At 70.3% G+C, this 22,248-nt stretch carries 13 protein-coding genes; 9 read left to right on the top strand and 4 right to left on the bottom strand.

Annotated features, from left to right (window positions below):
- The 4 genes from ACZ67Q_RS07625 to ACZ67Q_RS07640 all read left to right on the top strand — a co-directional run.
- Window positions 1–6,540, top strand: a 6,540-nt coding sequence (locus ACZ67Q_RS07625; protein ID WP_471177806.1) for a ricin-type beta-trefoil lectin domain protein, incomplete at its 5' end; no start/stop codon positions are given.
- 95 nt (window positions 6,541–6,635) lie between these two features.
- Window positions 6,636–7,373: a hypothetical protein gene (locus ACZ67Q_RS07630; RefSeq protein WP_471177809.1), complete on the top strand. Its 738-nt coding sequence runs from the start codon at window positions 6,636–6,638 to the stop codon at window positions 7,371–7,373.
- 76 nt (window positions 7,374–7,449) lie between these two features.
- Window positions 7,450–7,545 carry a putative leader peptide gene (locus ACZ67Q_RS07635; protein ID WP_469930871.1) on the top strand — a complete coding sequence of 32 codons (96 nt, stop codon included), beginning with the start codon at window positions 7,450–7,452 and terminating at the stop codon, window positions 7,543–7,545.
- 83 nt (window positions 7,546–7,628) lie between these two features.
- Window positions 7,629–9,029 carry a sulfatase family protein gene (locus ACZ67Q_RS07640; RefSeq protein WP_471177812.1) on the top strand — a complete coding sequence of 467 codons (1,401 nt, stop codon included), beginning with the start codon at window positions 7,629–7,631 and terminating at the stop codon, window positions 9,027–9,029.
- Here the strand turns inward: ACZ67Q_RS07640 and ACZ67Q_RS07645 are convergent.
- The 4 genes from ACZ67Q_RS07645 to ACZ67Q_RS07660 form a co-directional block, all read right to left on the bottom strand.
- Window positions 9,026–9,673 carry a response regulator gene (locus tag ACZ67Q_RS07645; RefSeq protein WP_471177815.1) on the bottom strand — a complete coding sequence of 216 codons (648 nt, stop codon included), beginning with the start codon at window positions 9,671–9,673 and terminating at the stop codon, window positions 9,026–9,028. The two genes, ACZ67Q_RS07640 and ACZ67Q_RS07645, sit on opposite strands and share 4 nt — an antisense overlap.
- The gene (locus ACZ67Q_RS07650) at window positions 9,663–10,943 is read right to left on the bottom strand and encodes a sensor histidine kinase (RefSeq protein WP_471178895.1); all 1,281 of its coding nucleotides are present in this window, start codon (window positions 10,941–10,943) and stop codon (window positions 9,663–9,665) included. The genes ACZ67Q_RS07645 and ACZ67Q_RS07650 overlap by 11 nt, the downstream gene beginning before the upstream one ends.
- Window positions 10,944–11,038: 95 nt before the next feature.
- Window positions 11,039–11,773, bottom strand: coding sequence for an ABC transporter permease (locus ACZ67Q_RS07655; protein WP_471178898.1), 735 nt, complete (start codon window positions 11,771–11,773; stop codon window positions 11,039–11,041).
- A 5-nt stretch (window positions 11,774–11,778) separates the two neighbouring features.
- Window positions 11,779–12,681, bottom strand: coding sequence for an ABC transporter ATP-binding protein (locus tag ACZ67Q_RS07660; protein WP_471178901.1), 903 nt, complete (start codon window positions 12,679–12,681; stop codon window positions 11,779–11,781).
- 265 nt (window positions 12,682–12,946) lie between these two features.
- Here ACZ67Q_RS07660 and ACZ67Q_RS07665 point away from each other — a divergent pair, with 265 nt between their 5' ends.
- The 5 genes from ACZ67Q_RS07665 (at window position 12,947) to ACZ67Q_RS07685 (ending at window position 22,237) form a co-directional block, all read left to right on the top strand.
- A complete protein-coding gene (locus ACZ67Q_RS07665) occupies window positions 12,947–14,728 on the top strand; it encodes an ABC transporter ATP-binding protein (protein ID WP_471177819.1) in 1,782 nt (593 codons plus the stop codon).
- Window positions 14,725–16,581: an ABC transporter ATP-binding protein gene (locus ACZ67Q_RS07670; RefSeq protein ID WP_471177821.1), complete on the top strand. Its 1,857-nt coding sequence runs from the start codon at window positions 14,725–14,727 to the stop codon at window positions 16,579–16,581. The genes ACZ67Q_RS07665 and ACZ67Q_RS07670 overlap by 4 nt, the downstream gene beginning before the upstream one ends.
- Window positions 16,578–17,879 (top strand): MFS transporter, encoded by a 1,302-nt coding sequence (locus ACZ67Q_RS07675; RefSeq protein ID WP_471177823.1) that lies wholly within the window; start codon window positions 16,578–16,580, stop codon window positions 17,877–17,879. Before ACZ67Q_RS07670 ends, ACZ67Q_RS07675 begins: the two co-directional genes overlap by 4 nt.
- A 443-nt stretch (window positions 17,880–18,322) precedes the next feature.
- Window positions 18,323–20,365, top strand: a complete 2,043-nt coding sequence (locus ACZ67Q_RS07680) for a M4 family metallopeptidase (RefSeq protein ID WP_471177825.1) — start codon at window positions 18,323–18,325, stop codon at window positions 20,363–20,365.
- Between the two features lie 231 nt (window positions 20,366–20,596).
- Entirely contained in the window at window positions 20,597–22,237 is a 1,641-nt protein-coding gene (locus ACZ67Q_RS07685; RefSeq protein ID WP_471177827.1) for a M4 family metallopeptidase, read from the top strand.
- Window positions 22,238–22,248: the final 11 nt, after the last annotated feature.

A 22,248-nucleotide genomic window follows, 5' to 3' on the forward strand; every position in this document is an offset into this window, starting at 1 on the left:
ACCGACGCGGACAACGGCAACGGTGCCTACAAGGGCGAGTACTGGGTCGTCACCACGAAGGACGGCACGCGTTACTACTTCGGCCTGAACAAGCTTCCCGGCTGGGCGTCGGGCCAGCCGACCACCGACTCCGTCCTCACCGTTCCCGTGTACGGCAACCACGAGGGTGAGGACTGCTACAAGGCCGGTGACTGGGCCCACTCGTGGTGCACCCAGGGCTGGCGGTGGAGCCTGGACTACGTCGAGGACATCCACGGCAACGCGATGTCCCTGTGGTGGAAGAAGGCGCAGAACTACTACGCGCGCAACTTCGACTTCAAGGCGCCGGTCGTCTACGACCGTGACGGCTGGCTGGACCACATCGACTACGGCCAGCGCAAGGACACCCTGTTCTCCGCGACCGCTCCGGCCCGGGTGAACTTCACCGTCGCCGAGCGCTGCCTGGACGAGGGCACGCTGACGTGTTCGGACGCCAACTTCGAGGACAAGGACCCGGGCAAGTACCGCATCTGGTACGACACCCCGGCCGACCTGAACTGCAAGCAGGTCACCTCCACCTACAAGACGAAGTGCTGGAACGCGGGCCCCTCGTTCTGGAGCCGTAAGCGGCTGACCCAGATCCAGACCTCCGCGCAGCGCCGCACGGACACCACCGCCCGCCAGGTCGTGGACCGCTACGCGCTCAAGCAGAGCTTCCCCGTTCTGAAGACCGGCCCGAACACCGCGCTGTGGCTGGAGTCGGTGCAGCGCACCGGCTACGCCCGCAACGGCAGCACCGACCGCAGCGTCACCATGAACGCGGTGCGTTTCGAGTCCAACGCCGAGGACATGCCCAACCGGGTGATGCGCCCGGGCGACCCGCGCCCGGGTTTCTCCCGGCTGCGGATCGCGCGTGTCATCAACGAGTACGGCGGCGAGACCGTCGTCACCTACAAAAAGCCCGAGGGTGACTGCGCGACCGGCACCAACCTCCCGGACAAGAAGGACACCGCGGGCCTGAAGGCGAACACCCGCCTGTGCTACCCGTCGTTCTGGGCGCCGGACCCCGAGGTCGAGGACATCGACTGGTTCCACAAGTACGTGGTGGACTCCATCGAGGAACTCCCCAACGTCGACGGCGCGTTCGCGACGAAGACGGCGTACGTCTACAAGAACCCGGGCTGGAAGCTCGCCGACCAGGAGTTCACCAAGAAGTCCACCCGGACCTATTCGCAGTTCGCGGGCGTCGAGCAGACCACCGTGATCACCGGTACCGATGACGCGTCGATCGGCTCCAAGCGCTCCAAGGCCGTGACCCGCTTCTTCCGCGGCATGGGTGACACCGTGCCGGTGAAGGACATCACCGGCACCGAGATCGCCAAGGACCGCGAAGCGTTCGCCGGCCGTATCGCCGAAGAACTCGACTACAACAACGCCGACGACGCCGACACCGCATGGGTGTCCCGCTCGGTCACCGTCCCCGAGGCCACCGAGCTGGCCCACCGCGACCGCGACGACGGCCTCGACCCGCTGCGCGCCTGGCGCGTCACCGAACCGGACGAGATCGCCTACACGAAGTCGTCCGGCACCAACAGCGACGACACCCGCACCGAACGCGTGGTCAAGACCCACACCACCTACGAGCCGACCTACGGCCTGCCGGTGCTGGTGGAATCGCTGGGTGACACGGGCAAGACCGGCGACGAGTCCTGCACCAAGTCGGAGTACGTCCACAACACGGCGAAGAACCTCATCGGCCTGTCCAAGCAGGTTCTCGAGTCGCCGACGACCTGCGCCGCGGCCAACTTCGCCGACCTGTCGACCCTCAGCGGCGGTACGCGGACGGCGTACGACGGTCAGGGTTACGGAGTCGCGCTCGCCGATACCACCAAGGGTGAGGCGTCCGAAACCTGGTCGATCAACGGCGACGGCAACGGCTGGCAGTCCGACGGCACCACCGAGTTCGACGCCATCGGCCGCGTCACCCGCACCACGGACCAGGACCACAAGACCGCGGGCCTGATCACCTACGAGCCGGCCACCGGCCAGGTCTTCAAGATCACGGAGACCAACGCGGTCGGTCACTCCGAGACCCGGGAGCTCGAGCCCGGTCGCGGCACCACGACCAAGACCACGGATGCGAACAACCACGTCACGCAGGCCGAGTTCGATCCGCTGGGGCGGGTCGAGAAGGCTTGGGCTGCTGACCGCGCCCCATCTGACACCGTGGTGCCGGACTTCCGCGCCGTGTACACGGTTCCGCCGTACGTGGAGGGCGAGGACCGCAAGCCGTCCTACGTCACCACGTACTCGCGCGGCTACAACGACAAGATCGACACATCTGTCACGATCTATGACGGTCTCGGCCGCGAGCGGCAGACGCAGGAGCAGGCGGACGGCGGCGGCTGGCTGATCACCGACACGCTGTACAACAGCTCCGGTGAGGTCTGGCAGACCAACAACGCCTACCTGACCTACGAGTCCAAGCCCGGCGAGCTGTTCTCCCCGGAAGCGGACACGCAGGTCCCCAACATCACCCGCTACACCTACGACGGCTCCGGCCGCGTCCTCCAGGAGACCCCGGTCCTCAAGGTCGCCGATCCGCTGACCAAGGAGACCGTCTCCAAGGAGGTCCCGGAGCGGGCCACCAAGTATGAGTACGGCCTCGACTGGTCCAAGGTCGACAACCCGCAGGGCACCTCCGACTACCGCATCTACACCGACGCGCTCGGCCGCAGCTCCCGGGTCGACACCTTCAACCCGGACGCGCCCGGCGGCTTCACGTCGATGAAGTACGAGTACAACGCGCGCGGCCAGCTCGCAAAGGCGACCAACTCCGCTGATGCCGCGCACCCGTGGACGTGGACGTACGACCACCGCGGCCGCACGGACACCGCTACCGACCCGGACACAGGTACCACACACAACACCTACGACACCCACGACCGCGTTCTCACCACGACGAACGCCCGCAACACCACGATCTGGCACGGCTACGACCAGCTGTCGCGCCCGACCGAGCAGCGCCTGAACGACGCCAACGGCGCCCTTCTGGCCAACCTCACGTATGACTTGGCGCCTGGTGGCAAGGGCATGCCCTACACCGCCACCCGCTACACCGACGGTGAGGCCTACACCCAGCAGGTCAACGGCTACACGAAGGACTACCAGCCGACCTCGACCACGCTGACGCTGCCGACCACTCTGGCCTCCACCTGGGGTCTGGACTCGTCGTACACGTACGACTACAAGTACGCCGACAACGGCATGCTGGAGGAGTCCACGCTGCCGAAGATCGGCAAGCTCGGCTCCGAGAAGCTCGTCGTCCGGTACAACGAGGACGGCAAGCCGCTCTCCATCTCCGGCAAGGACTGGTACGGCTCGGAGACGGTCTACGACCCCTACGGCCAGGTGCTGCGCTCCACGCTCGGCGCCCAGCCCTACCGGGTCTGGACGCAGAACACCTTCGACGAGTCCAGCGGTGAGCTCAAGGACCAGCAGGTCTACCGGGAGAAGAGCGACGACCAGTCCCTCGTCTCGGGCAACCTCGTCTCCAAGCGGTCGTACACCTACGACCCGTCCGGCAACGTCACCTCCATCCAGGAGGGGGCGACCGGCATCGACGAGCGCCAGTGCTTCGCCTACAACCCCCTGGGCGAGCTGAAGACGGCCTGGACCTCCAAGGACCAGTCCACCTGCACGGCTCCCAAGAACACCGACGGTACGCTGAACGTGGCGGCCGGCAAGGACAACTCCGGCTACTGGCAGGAGTACGAGTACGACCTGCTCGGCAACCGCACCAAGCTGACCGAGAAGGACCTCGGCGGTAACACCGCCAAGGACGCCACGACCACCTACGCCTATGGCAAGGCCGACGGCAGCCAGCCGCACACGCTGACCAAGGTGTCCAAGACCTACACGACCCCGCAGGGTGCGCAGGTCAAGGCCGAGGCGGAGCGACTGTACGAGCTCACCGGCGAGACCAAGACCATCACCTCGATCCAGAACGGTGACAAGCAGTCGCTGAGCTGGACCTACGACGGTCAGGTCGACCGGATCACCGGTGCGGGCACGGGCGGCGAGACCCCCTATGTGGGTCTCGCCGACAAGTGCCTCGACCTGAGGTCCGGCCTCGCAGTTGCGGGTACGGCGCTTCAGCTCTACGGCTGCAACGCCTCCCCGGCGCAGAACTGGCGCTTCAGCCAGACCCCGGGCGGCACCAACCCCGACCAGGGCACGCTGAACGTTTACGACAAGTGGTGTGTCCAGCCCGCCGGCAACACCGCCGGGGCGGCTGTCCAGATCCAGAAGTGCGACGGCTCGGCCGGCCAGGAGCTCAAGCGCAACGCGTCGGGCCAGCTGACCCACGTGGCCTCCGGGCTCTGCCTCGCGGTCCAGGGCGCCAACTCGGCGAACTCGACCCCGATCGTGCTCGCCGCCTGCGACAGCACCAAGGCCGAGCAGCAGTGGTTGCCACAGAACGACACCCGCTACATCTACGGCCCCGACGGCCAGCGCCTGCTGACCGTCAAGGGCAAGCAGGCCACGCTGAGCCTTGGTGAGGCCGAGGTCACCGTCCAGAAGGGCGGCGTGCTGGTCAACACCCAGCGCACCTACGACGCCCCCGGCGGTGCGGTCATGCGCTACGCCTACGGCACCGGCGCCGACAAGCTGGTCGCCATCAGCGGTGACCATCAGGGCAGCCCGTACGCCGAGGTCGCCCTCGACGGCGGCATGTCGGTGCGGATCCGCAAGCAGGACCCGTTCGGCAACCAGCGCGGTACCGACACGGCCGGCGTCAACATGCAGACTCATACCGGCTTCCTGGGGTCGCCGCTGGACGACAGCTCCGGCTTCGTGCCTCTCGGAGCGCGTCTGTACGACCCGGTGGTGGGACGCTTCCTGTCCGCCGACCCGGTGCTCGACTTCAACGACGTCCTGCAGTCCAACGGGTACGCCTACGCGCACAACAACCCGGTGACGTTCTCCGACCCGTCGGGCGAGTCCATCGTCCTGACCGCTTCCGAGCGGGCCGCGGCCCTCGCGGGCGCGGGTCTGTCCGCGGCGCAGGTCGCGCAGGCGCAGGCGATGCAGGGCAAGTCCCTCACCTCGGTCATCCTGGCCGTGGCGTGGGAGACGCTGAAGGACTTCATCGGCATCAACGACGCCATGGCGTGCTTCGGCGGCGACATGTGGTCCTGCATCAGCATCGCGGTCGACGCCATCCCGTGGACCAAGCTCGGCAAGATCCCGTCCGTCATCAAGGCCGTCAAGCGCACCATCAAGGCCGTCGAGTCCTTCAAGGCGGCCAAGAAGGCGGCCGAGATCGTCCTCAAGGCGGCCAAGGCAGCCGAACGGGCAGCGCTGAGGGCGAAGAAACTCGCGATCGAACGCGCCAAGAAATTGGCGGCGCAACGAGCGAAGAAGAGAGCCGCAGAAGCAGCCAAGAGAGCCGCGGACAAGGCGGCGGACGCAGCCAAGAAGACCGGCAACCGCGTCCAGAAGCAGGCCCAGGCCAAGGCGGCCCCGAAGGTGTCGTCCCACACCCGCGGTGGCGGTGGCGGCGGCAAGGGCGGCGGCGGCAGCGGCGGGAGCTCCAAGCCCGGCGGCAAGTCCGGCGGCTCCTCCAAGAGCAACGGCGGATCAAGCGGCAGCGGCGGCTCGGGCAAGGCCGAGGGCGGCGAGAGCGGCGGGACGTGCAACAGCTTCGTCCCGGGCACCAAGGTCCTCATGGCCGACGGCACCACCAAGCCGATCGAGCAGGTCAAGACCGGCGACAAGGTCGTCACGACCAACCCGAAGACCGGTGAGCGCCGCATCGAGGCCGTCACGGCCGAGATCACGGGCCACGGCCTGAAGCACCTCGTCAAGGTCACGATCGACACCGACGGCAAGAAGGGCAGCAGGACGGCCCAGGTCACCGCGACCGACGGCCACCCCTTCTGGGTCCCCGAGCTCCACTCCTGGATCAAGGCCACCGATCTGCACGCAGGCGAATGGCTCCAGACCAGCGCGGGCACCTACGTCCAGATCACCGCGATCGACCGCTGGACGGCCCAGGAAGCCACCGTCCACAACCTGACGGTGTCCGACGTCCACACGTACTACGTCGTGGCGGCCGCCACTCCCGTTCTCGTCCACAACTGCGAGGCGAAGCAGTGGGAGCCGTTCCGAGAGGGTGTCGACCACAGCGACCAGGGCACCCTTCCGGCGGACGCCGGCATCGGCCATGGCGCGTCCCTCGCCGAGGGCGAGTACCACTTCATCGTCCGACCGGATGGATCGGTCCGCGCGATGGAGAACTACTCGATGTGGGATCTCAACGCCGACGCCGGACACACTGCCCTGGGTGATCGACAGCCCGTCATCATGGCAGGAACGTTCGACGTGGACGCCGATGGTGCGATCTCCCGGATCGACAACTTCTCCGGCCACTACCGGCCGGCGGACGAACCCGGGTACAGACCGCTCCTGGACATCACACGTGACGCGTTCCGCCGACACGGTTGGAGCTTCGACGACTCCGCTTGGGATTACTACTCGGGGCCGCCGGGCCACTGAGCCGGTGACGTGACTACCGGGGGCAGCCTCTTCGAGGCTGCCCCCGGTAGTCTTTTCCGTATCCGGGAACGAATTACCTGCGGAGGAGTCGCGACATGGTCCAACCGACTCCCCCGAGCCCCGACGTACCCCTCATACGCCTGCTGGAGAGTGAGACAGCCACATCCGTGGACCCGAGGCTCCTGGAAACGGCGCGGACACTGCGGGACCGTGGAGAGGCACTCGGTGAGACCTTTCTGTCCCGATGCGCTGACGCCCTCGGTCTGCGCCTGCCGGATCTCTTCCTCATGGCCGGGCTCGCTTTGCCGCCACAGGAGTTCCTGCTGGACGAGCGCGTCGGTCGTGAACTGCCCACTCTCGTGCGGGAAGCGCTGTGCCTCCCGACGGAAGAGGTGCGCCGGCTGCGGCAACGCGCGCTTGATCTGCCCCGGACGCCGATCACCATTGCGCCGCGGCCGTCCCGGTCCTACGAGCAGTACCCGTCCGGCCTCGGGGGCCTACTCGTGAGCATGCTCGCCGTGCGCAACCTCCACTGGACCGCATCGGCCAAGGTTCTGTACCTCATGAGCGGTGTCTATCTGTCGGCTGCATCCATCGGGGCGGTGGGACGCGGTGACAGAGAGATCGACGGCGCCCTGCTGGGGGGACTCGGCTCGGTGCTGGGCCTGGCACCACCGATACTGAGCGCACTCAGTGGTCTGCCCGCGCACTCCATCGTCCCCGAGCCGACTCCTGAGACGGTCGAGGTGTCGGGACTGCTCTGGGACGTCCGACGCCTCAGCGCAGCGCAGGTGGCGGAGCTCAGCGAGGCAGCCGCACGCCGTCGCACGTGAACGCCGTATGACAACACCCCTGTGGTCGGCGACGGCGTATTGACGCCCGTCCCCCCGCCTGGCACCGTCCCTGATCATGAGGCTCTCCGCTGTCCGCACAGCCGTGTGCGTCGCGCTCGTGGCGCGGCGGCACGTCGACCTGTGCCGTCAGGCCAGCGCGATCTGTAGCTGAGGCGCGGCCTCCGCCCTCCCCCTGCCTTCCTTCCCTCCCTCGCCGTGCCCGTCCTGGGGCACGGCCGCCTCCGAGGATCCGAAATGTCTGCAATATCCCGCCGTGCCTTCACCGGCCTGATCGGCGGCGGCGCCGCGACGGCCGTCGCCGGTACGGCCGCCGCCGAAGCCGCCGTTCCCGCCGAGCGCCCCTTCCGTGCCCGTGAGCGCGCGCACGGCCGCCCCGGCAAGCGCCCCAACATCCTCTTCGTCTTCGCCGACGACCTCGGCTGGGCCGACCTGTCCGTCTACGGCGCCCCGCACATCAAAACCCCGAACCTGGACCGGCTCGCCGCGCAGGGCGTGCGCTTCACCGACGCCTACTCCGGCTCGGCGACCTGCTCCCCGACCCGGTTCAGCCTCTACACCGGCCGCTTCCCGGGCCGTGCCAAGGGCGGCCTGGCCGAGCCCATCGCCAACCGCTCCCAGGGCCTGGACCCGCACCACCCGACGCTCGCCTCGCTGCTGAAGAAGGCGGGGTACGCCACCGCCCTGATCGGCAAGTGGCACTGCGGCTGGCTGCCCGACTTCAGCCCCACCAGGTCCGGCTGGGACGAGTTCTTCGGCAATTTCGGCGGCGCCCTCGAGTACTTCTCCAAGCTGGGCCAGCTCGGCGACTACGACCTGTACGAGGGCGACGCCGAGTACAAGGACCTGCGGTACTACACGACCGTACTGACCGAGCGGGCCGTGGAGTACGTCGGCCGGCGGCACGAACAGCCGTGGCTGCTGAACCTCAACTTCACCACCCCGCACTGGCCGTGGCTCACCGAAGACGACGAGGAGACCGCCGCCGGGATCGCCGCGAAGGTCCGCGCGGGCAACGTGCTGGGCGCGCTGCTGCACAACGACGGCGGCTCGGTGGAGAAGTACACGGAAATGGTGCAGAGCCTGGACCGGGCCGTCGGCGAGGTGCTGGCCGCGCTGCGCCGCTCCGGCCAGGAGGAGAACACGATCGTGGTGTTCTCCTCCGACAACGGCGGGGAGCGCTTCTCCTACCAGTGGCCGCTCAGCGGTGAGAAGGCCTCACTGCTGGAGGGCGGCATCCGGGTGCCGACGATCCTGCGCTGGCCGGCCCGCATCGACGGCCGGCAGGTCAGCCATGTCCCCGTGTACACCCCGGACTGGACGGCGACCCTGCTGGAAGCGGCCGGCGCCCGCCCCGACCCGGCGTACCCGCTGGACGGTCACAGCCTGGCCGGTTACCTGCTGCGCGGCGAACGGGCGCCGGAGCGCGACCTGTTCTGGCGGGTGCGGGGCAACCGGGCCCTCAGAAGGGGCGACTTCAAGTACTACCGGGACGCCGACGGCAAGGACCACCTCTTCGACCTCGCGGCCGACGCCCGCGAACAGGCCGACCTGTCCCCCGACCGGCCGGAGCTGCTCGCCGAGCTGAAGGCGGCCTGGGAGAAGGTGGACGCGACCCTGCTGCCGTATCCCGGTTAACCCAGGATCCCCCGGTCGTACCCCACCGCCACCGCTGCCGCGCGGTCGTTGACGCCGAGTTTGGCGTACAGGTGGGTGAGGTGGGTCTTCACCGTGGCCTCGCTGATGAACAGTTCGCGGGCGATCTCCTTGTTGGAGGTGCCCTTGGCGACCAGCGCCAGCACCTCCCGCTCGCGGGCGGACAGCGGCTCGTTGCCCGGGGACTTGGGCGCGCGGACCGCCGAGACCAGGCGGGAGGCCACCGCCGGGGAGAGCACCGTGCGGCCCTCGGCGGCGGCCCGGACCGCGGTGAACAGCTCCTCGCGGGGCGCGTCCTTGAGCAGATAGCCGGTCGCGCCGGCCTCGATCGCGGGCAGTGTGTCGGAGTCGGTGTCGTACGTCGTCAGGACGAGCACGCGGGCGCGGGCACCGCGCCGGGTCAGCTCCCGGATGGCGTCCACCCCGCCGCCGCCCGGCATCCTCAGGTCCATCAGGACCACGTCCGGGTCGAGGGCGGCGGCCCGCTCGACGGCCTGCACCCCGTTCGCGGCCTCGCCGAGGACGGTGAAACCGGGGGCGGAGGCGAACATGCCGCGCAGTCCGTCCCGTACGACGGGATGGTCGTCGACGATCAGCAGGGAGATGGGCGTCGTCTCATCGGTCATGGCGCACCAACGGTACGCGAGCCGACAGGGCCGTGCCGTACCCCGGTTCGGACTCCACCGTGAAGGAGCCGGCGATGCGTTCGGCACGCGCGCGCATGCCGCCGAGGCCGAAGCCGCCGGCGCTGCTGCGCTCGGGCAGGGTGAGCGGGTCGAAGCCGCGGCCGTCGTCGCGGATGTCGAGGACGACCTCGTCGCCCATGAAGGACAGGGTGACCCCGGCGCGGGTCGCGTCCGCGTGCCGGGCGGTGTTGGCGAGGGCCTCCTCGGCGATGCGCAGCAGCGTGGCGGAGACCTCGGCGTGCAGTTGCTCGGCGGTGCCGGTGACGGTGAAGTCGGCGCGGACGCCGGTGCGTTCGCCCCAGGCGGCGACGGTCTTCTTCAGCGCCTCGGGCAGTTCGTCGCGGTCGAGGGCGGCGGGGGCGAGGTTGTGCACGGAGCGGCGGGCCTCGCCGAGGCTGTGCCGGGCCAGGTCCATCGCGCGCACGGTGTGGTCGCGGGCGAGGTCCGGGTCGGGGGTGTTCACGACGACCTGGAGCTGGGCGATGATGCCGGTCAGCCCCTGCGCGAGGGTGTCGTGGATCTCGGCGGCCAGCCGCCGGCGCTCGTCGGCGACGCCCGCCTCGCGGGCCTGGACGAGCAGCTGGGCGTGCAGCGCGGCGTTCTCGTCGAGGGCCTGCTGGAGCGCGGTGTTGGTGCGTTCCAGTTCGACGATGGTGTCGGCGCGGGCCCGGGAGCGTTCCTCCTCCTGGTGGGTGAGGTGGCCGACGACCATCCACAGCACGTTGTTGACCACCAGCATCCCGAAGAACACGCCCCACTGCGAGGCGTTCTTCAGGGGCAGCCCGCCGGACTGCGAGCCGGCCAGGGTGACGGACGTGGCGAACAGGCCGATGCGGTGCCGGCCGCGTCCGGGGATCAGCTCGTCGGCGTCGAAGTAGCCGGTCACGGCGTACAGGGCGAAGAAGGGGTTGAGCCAGGTGAGCGCGAAGGCGATCGCCCAGCGCACCGCGTAGAAGACCGCGCCCGCGCGGGAGGGGGTCCGGCGGCGGCGCCCGGTTCCGGTGGCGGGGCCGTGCGGGCGGAGGTCCCAGTACAGGTGGAGTGCCAGCGCCGCGCCGACGAGCGCGGCGGCCGCGTACCGCCGGCCCGGCCCGGCCATGATGTCCTGGGTGGCCACCGCGATGAGCGTGGCGATGCCGAGCATCCCGTACGGGCCCCAGCGGTGGAACTGGTCCCACCGCTGTTCGAGCTGCGTGTCCTTGGCGACCATGCCCCCAGTCTGCATACGACCGCTCCCTCGTCCCGGCATACGACCGCCGCTTCCGCCTCGGTCAGGATCTCCCGCTCCTTCGCGCATGCCGTCGCCTACTCCCAGCGGAACCAGCGCACGGCCGCGCCCGTCAGCAGCACCGTCCAGACGGCGAGCACCCCGAGGTGGCCCCAGCCGGGCCAGTGGCCGGCGGCGGCCTGGTTCAGGGCCTGCGCGGCGGCGCCGAACGGGGTCCAGCCGACGATCCGGGCGAGGAGGTCCGGCATGGCCTGCACCGGCACCCATACGCCCGCGCAGAACATCATCGGGAAGAACACCGCCGAACCGATGGCGCTCGCGATCTTCGTCGTGCGCGACAGCGCGGTGACCACCGCGCCCAGCGCGAGGCCGGCCGCCGTCGCGAGCAGCAGGGCGAGCAGGTATCCGGCGGTCTGCCGGGGCAGGGCCACGTCGAAGGCGATCCGGCCGACGGCGAGCGCGAGCAGCGCGGAGAGCAGGGCGGCACCGCCGTACACCAGCATGTGGGCGGCGAGCAGGGCGGAGGGGCGGACGGGCGTGGCGGACATGCGGCGCAGGATGCCGCGCTCGCGGTATCCGGTGACGGTCTGCGGCAGGCTCTGCACCCCGCCGACGATCAGCCCGAGCAGCACCGTCACCGGCACGTACACGTCGACTGTGCGCAGGCCGCCGAGGGAGGCGTCGGGGTGCCGGAAGGACGGGATGGAGCCGAGGATCGCCAGCAGCAGGGCCGGGAAGAGCAGGATCCAGAAGAGGGCTGCTGGTTCGCGGCGGAACAGCCGGATCTCGGTGCGCAGCACGGCGGGGTTCAGGGCGTTCATCGGGCGGCCTCCGTCAGGTCCAGGAACGCGTCGTCGAGCGTGGCGTCGGTGACGCGCAGCTGGTGGGCGGTGATGTGGTGGCGGGCGAGGAGCGTGATCACGGCGTTGACGGTCTCGTCGGTGCCGGAGAGCGTGACGCGGCCGTCCTTGTGCTCGACGCGGGCGAGCGCGGGCAGCGCGGCGAGGGCGCTGTCGTCGAGCGGCGCGGACGGGGTGAAGCTGATGACGGTGGCGCCGGCCGAGCGGCGGATGAGCCCGTCGGGGGTGTCGAGGGCGGCGACGCGGCCCCGGTCGATCACCGCGACGCGGTCGCACAGCCGCTGGGCCTCCTCCATGAAGTGGGTGACCAGCAGGACGGTGACCCCGCTCGCGCGGACGTCCTCGATCAGCTGCCAGGTGTCGCGGCGCGAGCGTGGGTCCAGGCCCGTGGTCAGCTCGTCGAGGACGACGACCCGGGGGTTGCCGATCAGCGCGAGGGCGATGAACAGCCGCTGCTTCTGCCCGCCGGACAGCTTGGCGAAGCGGGTGGTGAGCTTGTCCGTCAGCCCCAGCCGTTCGGCGAGCGGCCGCCAGTCGAGCGGGCGGTCGTAGAAGGCGGCGTACAGCTCCAGGGCCTCGCGCACGGTGAGCTTGGGTTGCAGCTCGCTCTGCTGGAGCTGGGCGCCGAGCACCCGGGCGACCTGCTCGCGGTCGGCGACCGGGTCGAGGCCGGTGACCCGGACCCGCCCGGCGTCGGGGACGCGCAGGCCCTCGACGCACTCGACGGTGGTGGTCTTGCCGGCGCCGTTCGGGCCGAGGATCCCGAAGATCTCGCCCTCGCGGACGCTGAACGAGACGCCGTCGACGACCGGGCGGCCGCCGTAGGACTTGCGCAGATCGGTGACTTCGATGACAGGGATGTCGGTCATGGCACCAGGGTCCCGGCGCGGCCCGGTCCGCGGCATCGGCCTTCGCGCTCGAGCCGGCATCAGCCGATCGGTTGATAGGGCGCTACGACGTCGCCTCCGACACGGCGCTACGACGTCCCCTCCGGCACGGCGCTACGGCCTTGCCTCCCGCACGTGCCGGGCCGCCGCCCTGCCGTGGTCGTAGGTCCAGCGGCGGAGCCCGGTCCGTCCGAAACTCGGTGGGCGATGTCAGTGGCAATCCGTAGGCTCGCTGCTGATGTCCACGACACGTGCAACCACCCGGGACCGGTCCGCCGTTCGGACGTTGCTGCGCCTGTGGCCGTATGTGCGGCCCGTGCGGGCGCGGCTGTCCGTCGCGGCGTTCGTCGCGATCGTCGCCTCCTTGGTGGGGCTGGTGATCCCGCTCGTGCTCAAGTGGATGGTGGACGGTCCCGTCGCCGACCGGGACCCGGCCGGGGTGTGGCTCGGCGCGCTGTACCTGCTGCTGCTCGGCCTCGCGGAGGCGCTGCTGTTCGGGCTGCGGCGGTGGCTGGTGGCCCGGCCGCTGTCGCACGTCGAGGCGGAGATGCGGGCCGATCTGTACCGGCATCTGCAGCGCCTGCCGGTGGCCTTCCACGACCGGTGGGCGTCCGGGCAGCTGCTGTCGCGCGGCACCACGGATCTGATGCTGCTGCGCATGTTCCTCGCCTTCCCGCTGACGTTCCTGCTGGTCAACGGAGTGACGATCGTCGTCGGCGTGCTGATCATGCTGGCCCAGGACTGGACGCTGGGGCTGGTGATCCTCGGTCCGGTGGTGCCCATGATCGCGATGTGCATGGTCTTCGAGAGGCGGTACGCCGATGTGGCGCGCCTCGCGCAGGACCAGGTCGGCGATCTGACGACGGTCGTCGAGGAGAGCGTGCTCGGCATCCGGATCATCAAGGGCTTCGGCCGGCACCGCAGCCAGGCGCACGCCTTCCGCAAGCTGTCGCACACCCTGCGCGGCACGGAGCTGCGCAAGGCGCGGCTGCTGGCGGTGATCTGGGCGGTCATCGTGACGCTGCCGGAGGTGGCGATCGGGGCGGCGCTGGTGGTGGGGGCCGTGCAGGTCGCCGACGGTGACCTGTCCACGGGCACGCTGGTGGCCTTCCTGTCCACGGCACTGGCGCTGCGGTGGCCGGTGGAGTCGATCGGCTTCCTGCTCGCGATGAGCCAGGAGGCGGCGACGGCGACGGAACGGTACTTCGAGGTGATGGACGAGGTGGCGGAGTCGTCGGACGTGCCCGCGCGGCCGCGGTACGACGAGGAGGGGCTGCGTCTGCACCAGGTCACGTTCCGCTACCCCGACGCACCCCCCGACGCCGCGCCCGTCCTCGACCGGGTCGATCTGCACATCCGCCCTGGTGAATCCATGGCCCTGGTAGGCGGTACCGGCAGCGGCAAGACGACCCTGACGGCGCTCGTCCCGCGGCTGCACGAGGTGACCTCCGGCAGGATCACGCTGGACGGCGAGGACATCACAGCCATGCCCCGCGAGGTGCTGCGCGCGAAGGTGGCCGTCGCCTTCGAGGAGCCCACCCTGTTCTCGGCGAGCGTCGGCGAGAACGTGCTGATGGGCGCCGGGGAGCAGGCGGGTGTACCCGAGCTGGAGCGTGCGCTCGCCGTCGCCCAGGCCGACTTCGTCGACGCCCTGCCGCAGGGCCGCGACACCCAGGTCGGCGAGCAGGGCCTGAGCCTGTCCGGCGGCCAGCGCCAGCGTCTCGCGCTGGCCCGCGCGGTCGTCGGCCGGCCCCGCTTCCTCGTCCTGGACGACCCGCTGTCGGCGCTGGACGTGCACACGGAGGCCGCGGTGGAGGCCGCGCTGCGCCAGGTGCTCGCCGACACCACGGCCCTGATCGTCGCGCACCGTCCCTCCACCGTGCTGCTCGCCGACCGCGTCGCGCTGCTGTCGGGCGGCCGGATCGCCGCCGTCGGCACCCACCAGGAGCTGCTGCACACCAACGCCGAGTACGCGCACCTGATGTCGGGCCTGGACCGCCCGGAGGAGGACGAGAGATGACGGCCCCCACGACGTCCGTCCCCGCCGCCGGCGAGGACGAGCCACCCCGCCCGGGTCACGACGGCGACCCCTTCGACCGGGACGTCCTGCCCTCCCCGCCGGGCGCCACCGGCGCGCTGCTGCGCTCCCTGCTCGCGCCGATGAAGGCGCGGGTCGCGCTCACCACGCTGGTGCTGCTGCTCCAGCAGGCGGCCGTGCAGGCGGGCCCGCTGCTGGTGGCGTACGCCATCGACAGCGCCGTACCGGCGTTCCGGGACGACCGGCACGGCCCGCTGATCGCGGTCGCCGTCGGGTATCTGCTGTGCGCGGCCGTGTCCGGGGCTCTGCAGTTCGTGTTCATCGCCGCCTCGGCGCGGGTCAACCAGGACGTGCTGCTCGATCTGCGCGGCCGGATCTTCCGGCACGCCCAGGCGCTCAGCATCGACTTCCACGAGCGCTACACCTCGGGCCGGCTCATCTCCCGTTCCACCACGGACGTGGAGTCGCTGCGGGAACTGCTGAGCGAGGGCCTGCAGGAGCTGGTCACGGTCATCCTGTCGTTCGTGTACATCTCGGCCATGCTGCTGTGGCTGGATCTCGGCCTCGGCGCGGTGGCGGTGGCCTCCTTCGTACCGCTGTACCTGCTGGTGCGCCTCTACCAGCGGCGCGCGGGAGAGGTGTTCCGGCGGCGGTCGACGGCGATCGCCTCGGTGATCGTGAAGTTCGTGGAGACGATGAACGGCATCCGGCCGGTGCGCGCCTTCCGCCGCGAGGCGGCCAACGACGCCGAGTTCCGGGTGCTGAACCGCCGCCACGAGCGCACCAACGGCGACGCGCTGCTGGAGATGGCCCGCTATGTCGTCGGCTCGCGTCTGGTGGCCAACACGGCGGTGGCCGCCATCGTCCTGTGGGGCGCCTACCGGGTGGCCGACGGCTCGCTGGAGCTGGGGATCCTGGCGGCGGCGGTGCTGTATCTGCGGCGGCTGTACGACCCGATCGACCGGCTCGGGATGTTCCTGAACTCCTACCAGTCGGCGGCCGCGTCCCTGGAGAAGATCGCCGGGCTGCTCGCCCAGACGCCGACCGTGCCCGAGCCGTCGCAGCCGAGGGAACTGCCGCCGCTGAAGAGCGAACAGCCCGGCCGCGAGGTCGTCTTCGACGGCGTGCGGTTCGCCTACCGCACGGGCGGCGAGGTGCTGCCCCGCTTCGATCTGACGCTGCCGGCCGGGCAGACGGTGGCCGTCGTCGGCTCCACCGGCGCGGGCAAGTCGACGCTGGCCAAGCTGCTCGCCCGGTTCTACGACCCGAGCGAGGGGCGGGTGCTGCTCGACGGCGTGGACCTGCGCGAACTGGCTGTGCCGGAACTGCGGCGCGGGGTGGTGATGGTGACGCAGGAGGCGTTCCTGTTCTCCGGCACGGTCGCCGAGAACATCGCCATCGGCCGCCCGGAGGCGAGCCGGGAGGAGATCGAGCAGGCCGCGAAGGCGATCGGCGCGCACGAGTTCATCAGCGCGCTGCCCGACGGCTACGACACCGACGTCCGCAAGCGGGGCGGCCGTATCTCCGCGGGGCAGCGGCAACTGGTCGCGTTCGCGCGGGCGTTGCTGGCCGATCCGTCCGTGCTGATCCTGGACGAGGCGACCAGTTCGCTGGACATCCCCGGGGAGCGGGCGGTGCAGCGGGCGATGGCGACGGTCCTCCAGGGGCGTACGGCGGTGGTGATCGCGCACCGGCTGTCGACGGTGGAGATCGCCGACCGGGTGCTCGTGATGGAGCACGGCCGGATCGTGGAGGACGGCACCCCGGCGGACCTGATCGCGGGCACGGGCCGGTTCTCGGACCTGCACCGGGCATGGCGGGAGAGTCTGGCGTGACGGCCACCGACCGGCGCCCCGGCGCCCCCACGGGGCCGTTACCCGGCGGGGACGACACCGAAGTCCTGCGGGTGCCGGGCTTCCGGCGTCTGTGGTCCGCGAACAACTTCCGGTTCGCGGCGTCGGAGGTGGCCGGATTCGCCCTGCCCGTCACCGCGCTCGTGCTGCTGCACGCGTCGCCGCTCACGATGAGCCTGATCTTCGTGTGCAGCCGCGCCGGGTATCTGACCGTGGGCCTGCCCGCCGGCGTGTGGATCGACCGGATGCGCAAGAAGCCGGTGCTGGTCGCGGCGGACGTGGCCTACGCCCTCGCCTTCGGCAGCATCCCCGCGGCCCATCTCCTCGGTGTCCTGACCGTGGCCCAGCTGGCGGTGGTGGCGCTGGTGGTGAGTCTCGCCGGGGTCTTCTTCGACGTGGCGCACAGCAGTGTGCTGCCGCAGGTGCTGCCGCGGCGCAGGGTGGCGGACGGCAACGCACGCCTCCAGTCGTCGGAGACGGCGCTGCGGGCGCTCTCCCCCGGGCTCGCGGGCGTGCTCACCCAGAGCGTGGCCGCCCCAGTGCTGTACGCCTTCGCCGCGCTGTGCCATCTGGCGTCGATGCTGCTCCTGCGGCGGCTGGAGCCGGAGGGCGACGTGGCCCGCGGCCGGGACGCGGCCGAGCGCCGGTTCGGGCGGGAGATCGCCGACGGCCTGCGTCTGCTCTTCCGGCAGCCACTGCTGCGCCTGCTGCTGCAGCAGGCGGCGCTGAACAACCTTGGCGCGGGTGTCGTTCTGGCCATGCTGCCGGTGTTCCTGCTCGGCGAACTGAGCCTGTCCGCCTGGCTGTTCGGCCTGCTGTCGACGCTCGGTGCGGTGGCGGGGTTCGCCACGTCCCTGCTGGCGCCTCGGCTGCGGCGCCGGTGTGGGGAGATCCGGATGACGCTCGTGTTCTGCGCGCTGGCCCCCGTCGCCGTCGTCGCGGCGCCGCTCGCCGGGGACTTCCGGGGCGCGGCGGTGCCCCTGATGGCGCTGGCGGAAGTGCTCATCAGCGTGGCCGTCGTGGGCCGGGCGGTGTCCACCGCCGGACTGCGGGCGCGGGTGACACCGGACGCCTACCTGGGCAGGGTGACGGCCGCCTACAGCGTGGTCACCCAGGGGGCGACACCGCTGGGGGCGCTGGCCGGCGGGCTGATCGCCGGGCACTGGTCCACGGGTGCGGCGCTGTGGGCGGGCGCGCTGGTCATGGCCGTACCCCTGCTGCTGCTCCTGCTGTCACCGCTGGCCGGGCACCGCCGGTTGCCCGCCGAGTGGGAAGTCTGACCATCCGTCAGGCCACCCGTCTCGTACCGTCCGCCTGACCGCCCGACCGCCCGACCCGACCGCCCGCCCGACCGTCCGGCGCGCACCCGGGCGTCCGCCCGGCGTCCGGGTCGTCGGCCCGCGTTCGGGCATGCGACCGGCGCCGTGGGCGTGCGTCCGGGATTGCCGCCGGCGGGCCAACAGTCCGCATACCGAACATGAACATCCGGTCAACGGACGATTTCCAGCCAACTTCCTGACGCGCTCCTGACAGGAGCCGAGATCTCCTGCCACTCTTCCCACGGCCACTGCACAGCAACCCCACAGACCCTCCCTCGCTGTGCCGTCGCCGATCGCACTGCCGCACGTGTGTTCACGCACCTCCCAGTTCTGCCCGGACGGCTCGATCGGCCGCCCGGTCTCCCCTGGCCGCGCGATCCGCGGCCACGCAGAAGGAGTCAGTGTTGAGAAGCAGTTCCTCGCGCAGACGCACCTCCCACACCCTGCACCGCCGGGCGGCCGGTGTCGCCCTCGTCGGCGTCTCCGCCCTGCTCGCCGCGGCCGTCCAGTCGGGCGCCGCCAGTGCCGCCCCGGCCGCGCCGGTGGCCGGCAAGGCGAACCCCGCCCACATGGCCGTCAAGCTCTCCGCGTCGCAGCGCGCGGAGCTGCTGCGCGACGCCGACGCCGCCAAGGCGCAGACCGCGACGCGGATCGGTCTCGGCTCGCAGGAGAAGCTCGTCGTCCGTGACGTGATCAAGGACGCGGACGGCACGCTGCACACCCGCTACGAGCGCACCTACGCCGGCCTGCCCGTCCTGGGCGGCGACCTGGTCGTGGACAGCTCCAAGGGGCAGACGCAGCGCGTCATCAAAGCGACGAACGCCCAGCTGAAGGTCGCGGACCTCACCGGCAAGGTCGCCCGGGCGACCGCCGAGCAGCGGGCCGTGCAGCGCGCCAAGGCCCTCGGCTCCTCCAGGACGACGGCCGACTCCTCGCGCAAGGTGATCTGGGCGGCAAGCGGCAAGCCGGTACTCGCCTACGAGACGGTCGTCGGCGGCCTCCAGGACGACGGCACCCCGAACCAGCTGCACGTCATCACCGACGCGGCCACCGGGCAGAAGCTGTTCGAGTTCCAGGGCATCGAGAACGCGACCGGCACCGGCAACACCCAGTACAGCGGCACCGTCCCGCTGACGACGACCCTGTCGGGTTCGACGTACACGCTGAACGACGGCGATCGCGGCGGCCACAAGACGTACAACCTGAACCACGGCACGTCCGGCACCGGCACGCTGTTCTCCCAGACGAGCAACACCTGGGGCAACGGCACCACGTCGAACGCCGCGACGGCGGGTGCCGACGCGCACTACGGCGCCGCGGTGACGTGGGACTTCTACAAGAACACCTTCGGCCGCTCCGGCATCCGCAACGACGGTGTGGGTGCCTACTCCCGGGTGCACTACGGCAACGCGTACGTCAACGCGTTCTGGGACGACAGCTGCTTCTGCATGACCTACGGCGACGGCTCCGGCAACGCCGACCCGCTGACCTCGCTCGACGTGGCCGGCCACGAGATGAGCCACGGCGTCACCTCCAACACCGCCGGGCTGAACTACTCCGGCGAGTCGGGCGGCCTGAACGAGGCCACCTCCGACATCTTCGGCACCGGCGTGGAGTTCTACGCCAACAACAGCTCCGACCCCGGTGACTACCTCATCGGCGAGAAGATCGACATCAACGGCAACGGCACCCCGCTGCGCTACATGGACAAGCCCAGCAAGGACGGCGGCTCCGCCGACTCCTGGTACTCGGGCGTCGGCAACCTGGACGTGCACTACTCGTCCGGCGTCGCCAACCACTTCTTCTACCTCCTGTCGGAGGGCAGCGGCGCCAAGGTCATCAACGGCGTCAGCTACAACTCGCCCACCTCGGACGGACTTCCGGTCACCGGCATAGGCCGGGACAAGGCGCTGCAGATCTGGTACCGGGCGCTGACCACGAAGTTCACCTCCACCACGAACTACGCGGGCGCCCGCACCGGCACCCTGGCGGCGGCCGGTGAGCTGTACGGCACCACCTCCGCCGAGTACAAGGCGGTGCAGGACGCGTGGGCGGCCGTCGCGGTCGGCTCCCGCTCGGGCGGTGGCGGCGGCGGCGGCACGGTGTTCGAGAACACCACCGACGTCTCGATTCCGGACAACGGCCCGGCCGTCACGTCGTCCATCAACGTCACCGGACGCACCGGCAACGCCCCGTCCAACCTCCAGGTGACGGTCGACATCGTGCACACCTGGCGCGGTGACCTGGTCATCGACCTGGTGGCCCCCGACGGCTCGGCGTACCGCCTGAAGAACTCCAGCGGTTCGGACTCGGCGGACGACGTGCACGCGACGTACACGGTCAACGCCTCGTCCGAGGTGGCCAACGGCACCTGGAAGCTGCGCGTCCAGGACGTGGCGTCCTACGACACCGGCTACATCGACGGCTGGAAGCTGACCTTCCCGTAAACCGTCGTCCCACGGAGCAGGGTTCCGCCCCGGTGGTGCAACTCCCGGGGCGGCGCCCGCTTTTTACATTTCGGAAACGTTTACCGGACAGTCAACTTTCGGCCAACATCACCTCGGGGTCATGACATGTACGCGTCCGAGGTGCCAGTCTTCCCTCACCCGCCGCACAACCTCACGACCACCTCGGCCGGTTGCCCCACAACCGGCCGGTCTCCCCCACAAGGAGCTTGTGTGTCCAGCCCCTTCGCGCGTCACAAGCGCACCACTCTGGCCATCGCCACCGCCGTCGCGGCCGGAGCCCTCCTCACCACCGGTCTGACCACCGGTTCCGCAGCCGCCCAGTCGTCGGCCCCCCTCGCGGCCGCCCCGGCGCAGCTGTCCGCGGCCGCCCGCACCTCCCTCATCCAGGAGAAGCAGGCCGACGCCGCCGCCACGGCCCACCGGATAGGCCTCGGCGCCCAGGAGAAGCTGGTCGTCAAGGACGTCGTCAGAGACGCCGACGGCACCACGCACACCCGCTACGAGCGCACCTACGCCGGCCTGCCGGTCCTCGGCGGCGACCTCATCGTGCACCAGGCGGCGTCCGGTGCGGCCAAGGGCGTCACCAAGGCCGTCAACGCCACCATCAAGGTCGCCTCGCTCACCCCCGCCCTGGCCCCGGCCAAGGCCGAGAAGCAGGCGCTGACCGCCGCTCGGGAGGCCGGCTCGCAGAAGACCGCGGCCGACTCCTCCCGCAAGGTGATCTGGGCGGCGAGCGGCAAGCCGGTCCTCGCCTACGAGACGATCGTCGGCGGCCTCCAGGACGACGGCACCCCGAACCAGCTGCACGTCATCACCGACGCGGCCACGGGCAAGAAGCTCTACGAGTTCCAGGGCATCGAGAACGCGACCGGCAAGACGCTGTACTCCGGCACGGTCAGCCTCAACTCCGTTCAGTCGGGTTCGACGTACCAGCTCACCGACACCGCGCGGGGCAACCACAAGACCTACAACCTGGCGCGCAAGACGTCCGGTACGGGCACCCTGGTGGCCAACTCGACCAACGTCTTCGGCACCGGCACCGCCTCCACCTCCTCCTCCGACCAGACCGCGGCCGCCGACGCCGCCTACGGTGCGGCGGAGACCTGGGACTTCTACAAGAGCACCTTCGGCCGCTCCGGCATCAAGAACAACGGCGTCGGCGCCTACTCCCGCGTCCACTACGGCAACGCGTACGTCAACGCCTTCTGGGACGACAGCTGCTTCTGCATGACCTACGGCGACGGCTCGGGCAACGCCGACCCGCTGACCTCGCTCGACGTCGCGGGCCACGAGATGAGCCACGGCGTCACCTCCAACACCGCCGGGCTGAACTACTCCGGCGAGTCGGGCGGCCTGAACGAGGCCACCTCCGACATCTTCGGCACCGGCGTGGAGTTCTTCGCGAACAACGCCTCGGACCCCGGTGACTACCTCATCGGCGAGAAGATCGACATCAACGGCGACGGCACCCCGCTGCGCTACATGGACAAGCCCAGCAAGGACGGCGGCTCGGCCGACTACTGGTCCTCCACCGTGGGCAACAAGGACGTGCACTACTCGTCCGGTGTCGCCAACCACTTCTTCTACCTCCTGTCGGAGGGCAGCGGCGCCAAGACGATCAACGGCGTCAGCTACAACTCGCCCACCTACAACGGCTCCGCCGTCACCGGCATCGGCCGCGCCAAGGCGCTGCAGATCTGGTACAAGGCGCTCACCACGTACATGACGTCCACGACCAACTACAAGGCCGCCCGCACGGCGACCCTGAACGCGGCGTCGGCGCTGTACGGCTCCACCAGCGCCGAGTACAAGGCGGTCGCCGCCGCCTGGACCGCGGTCAACGTCAACTAGCGCACCCGGCG

It is taken from the genome of Streptomyces sp. NPDC036813 (genome assembly GCF_055609245.1).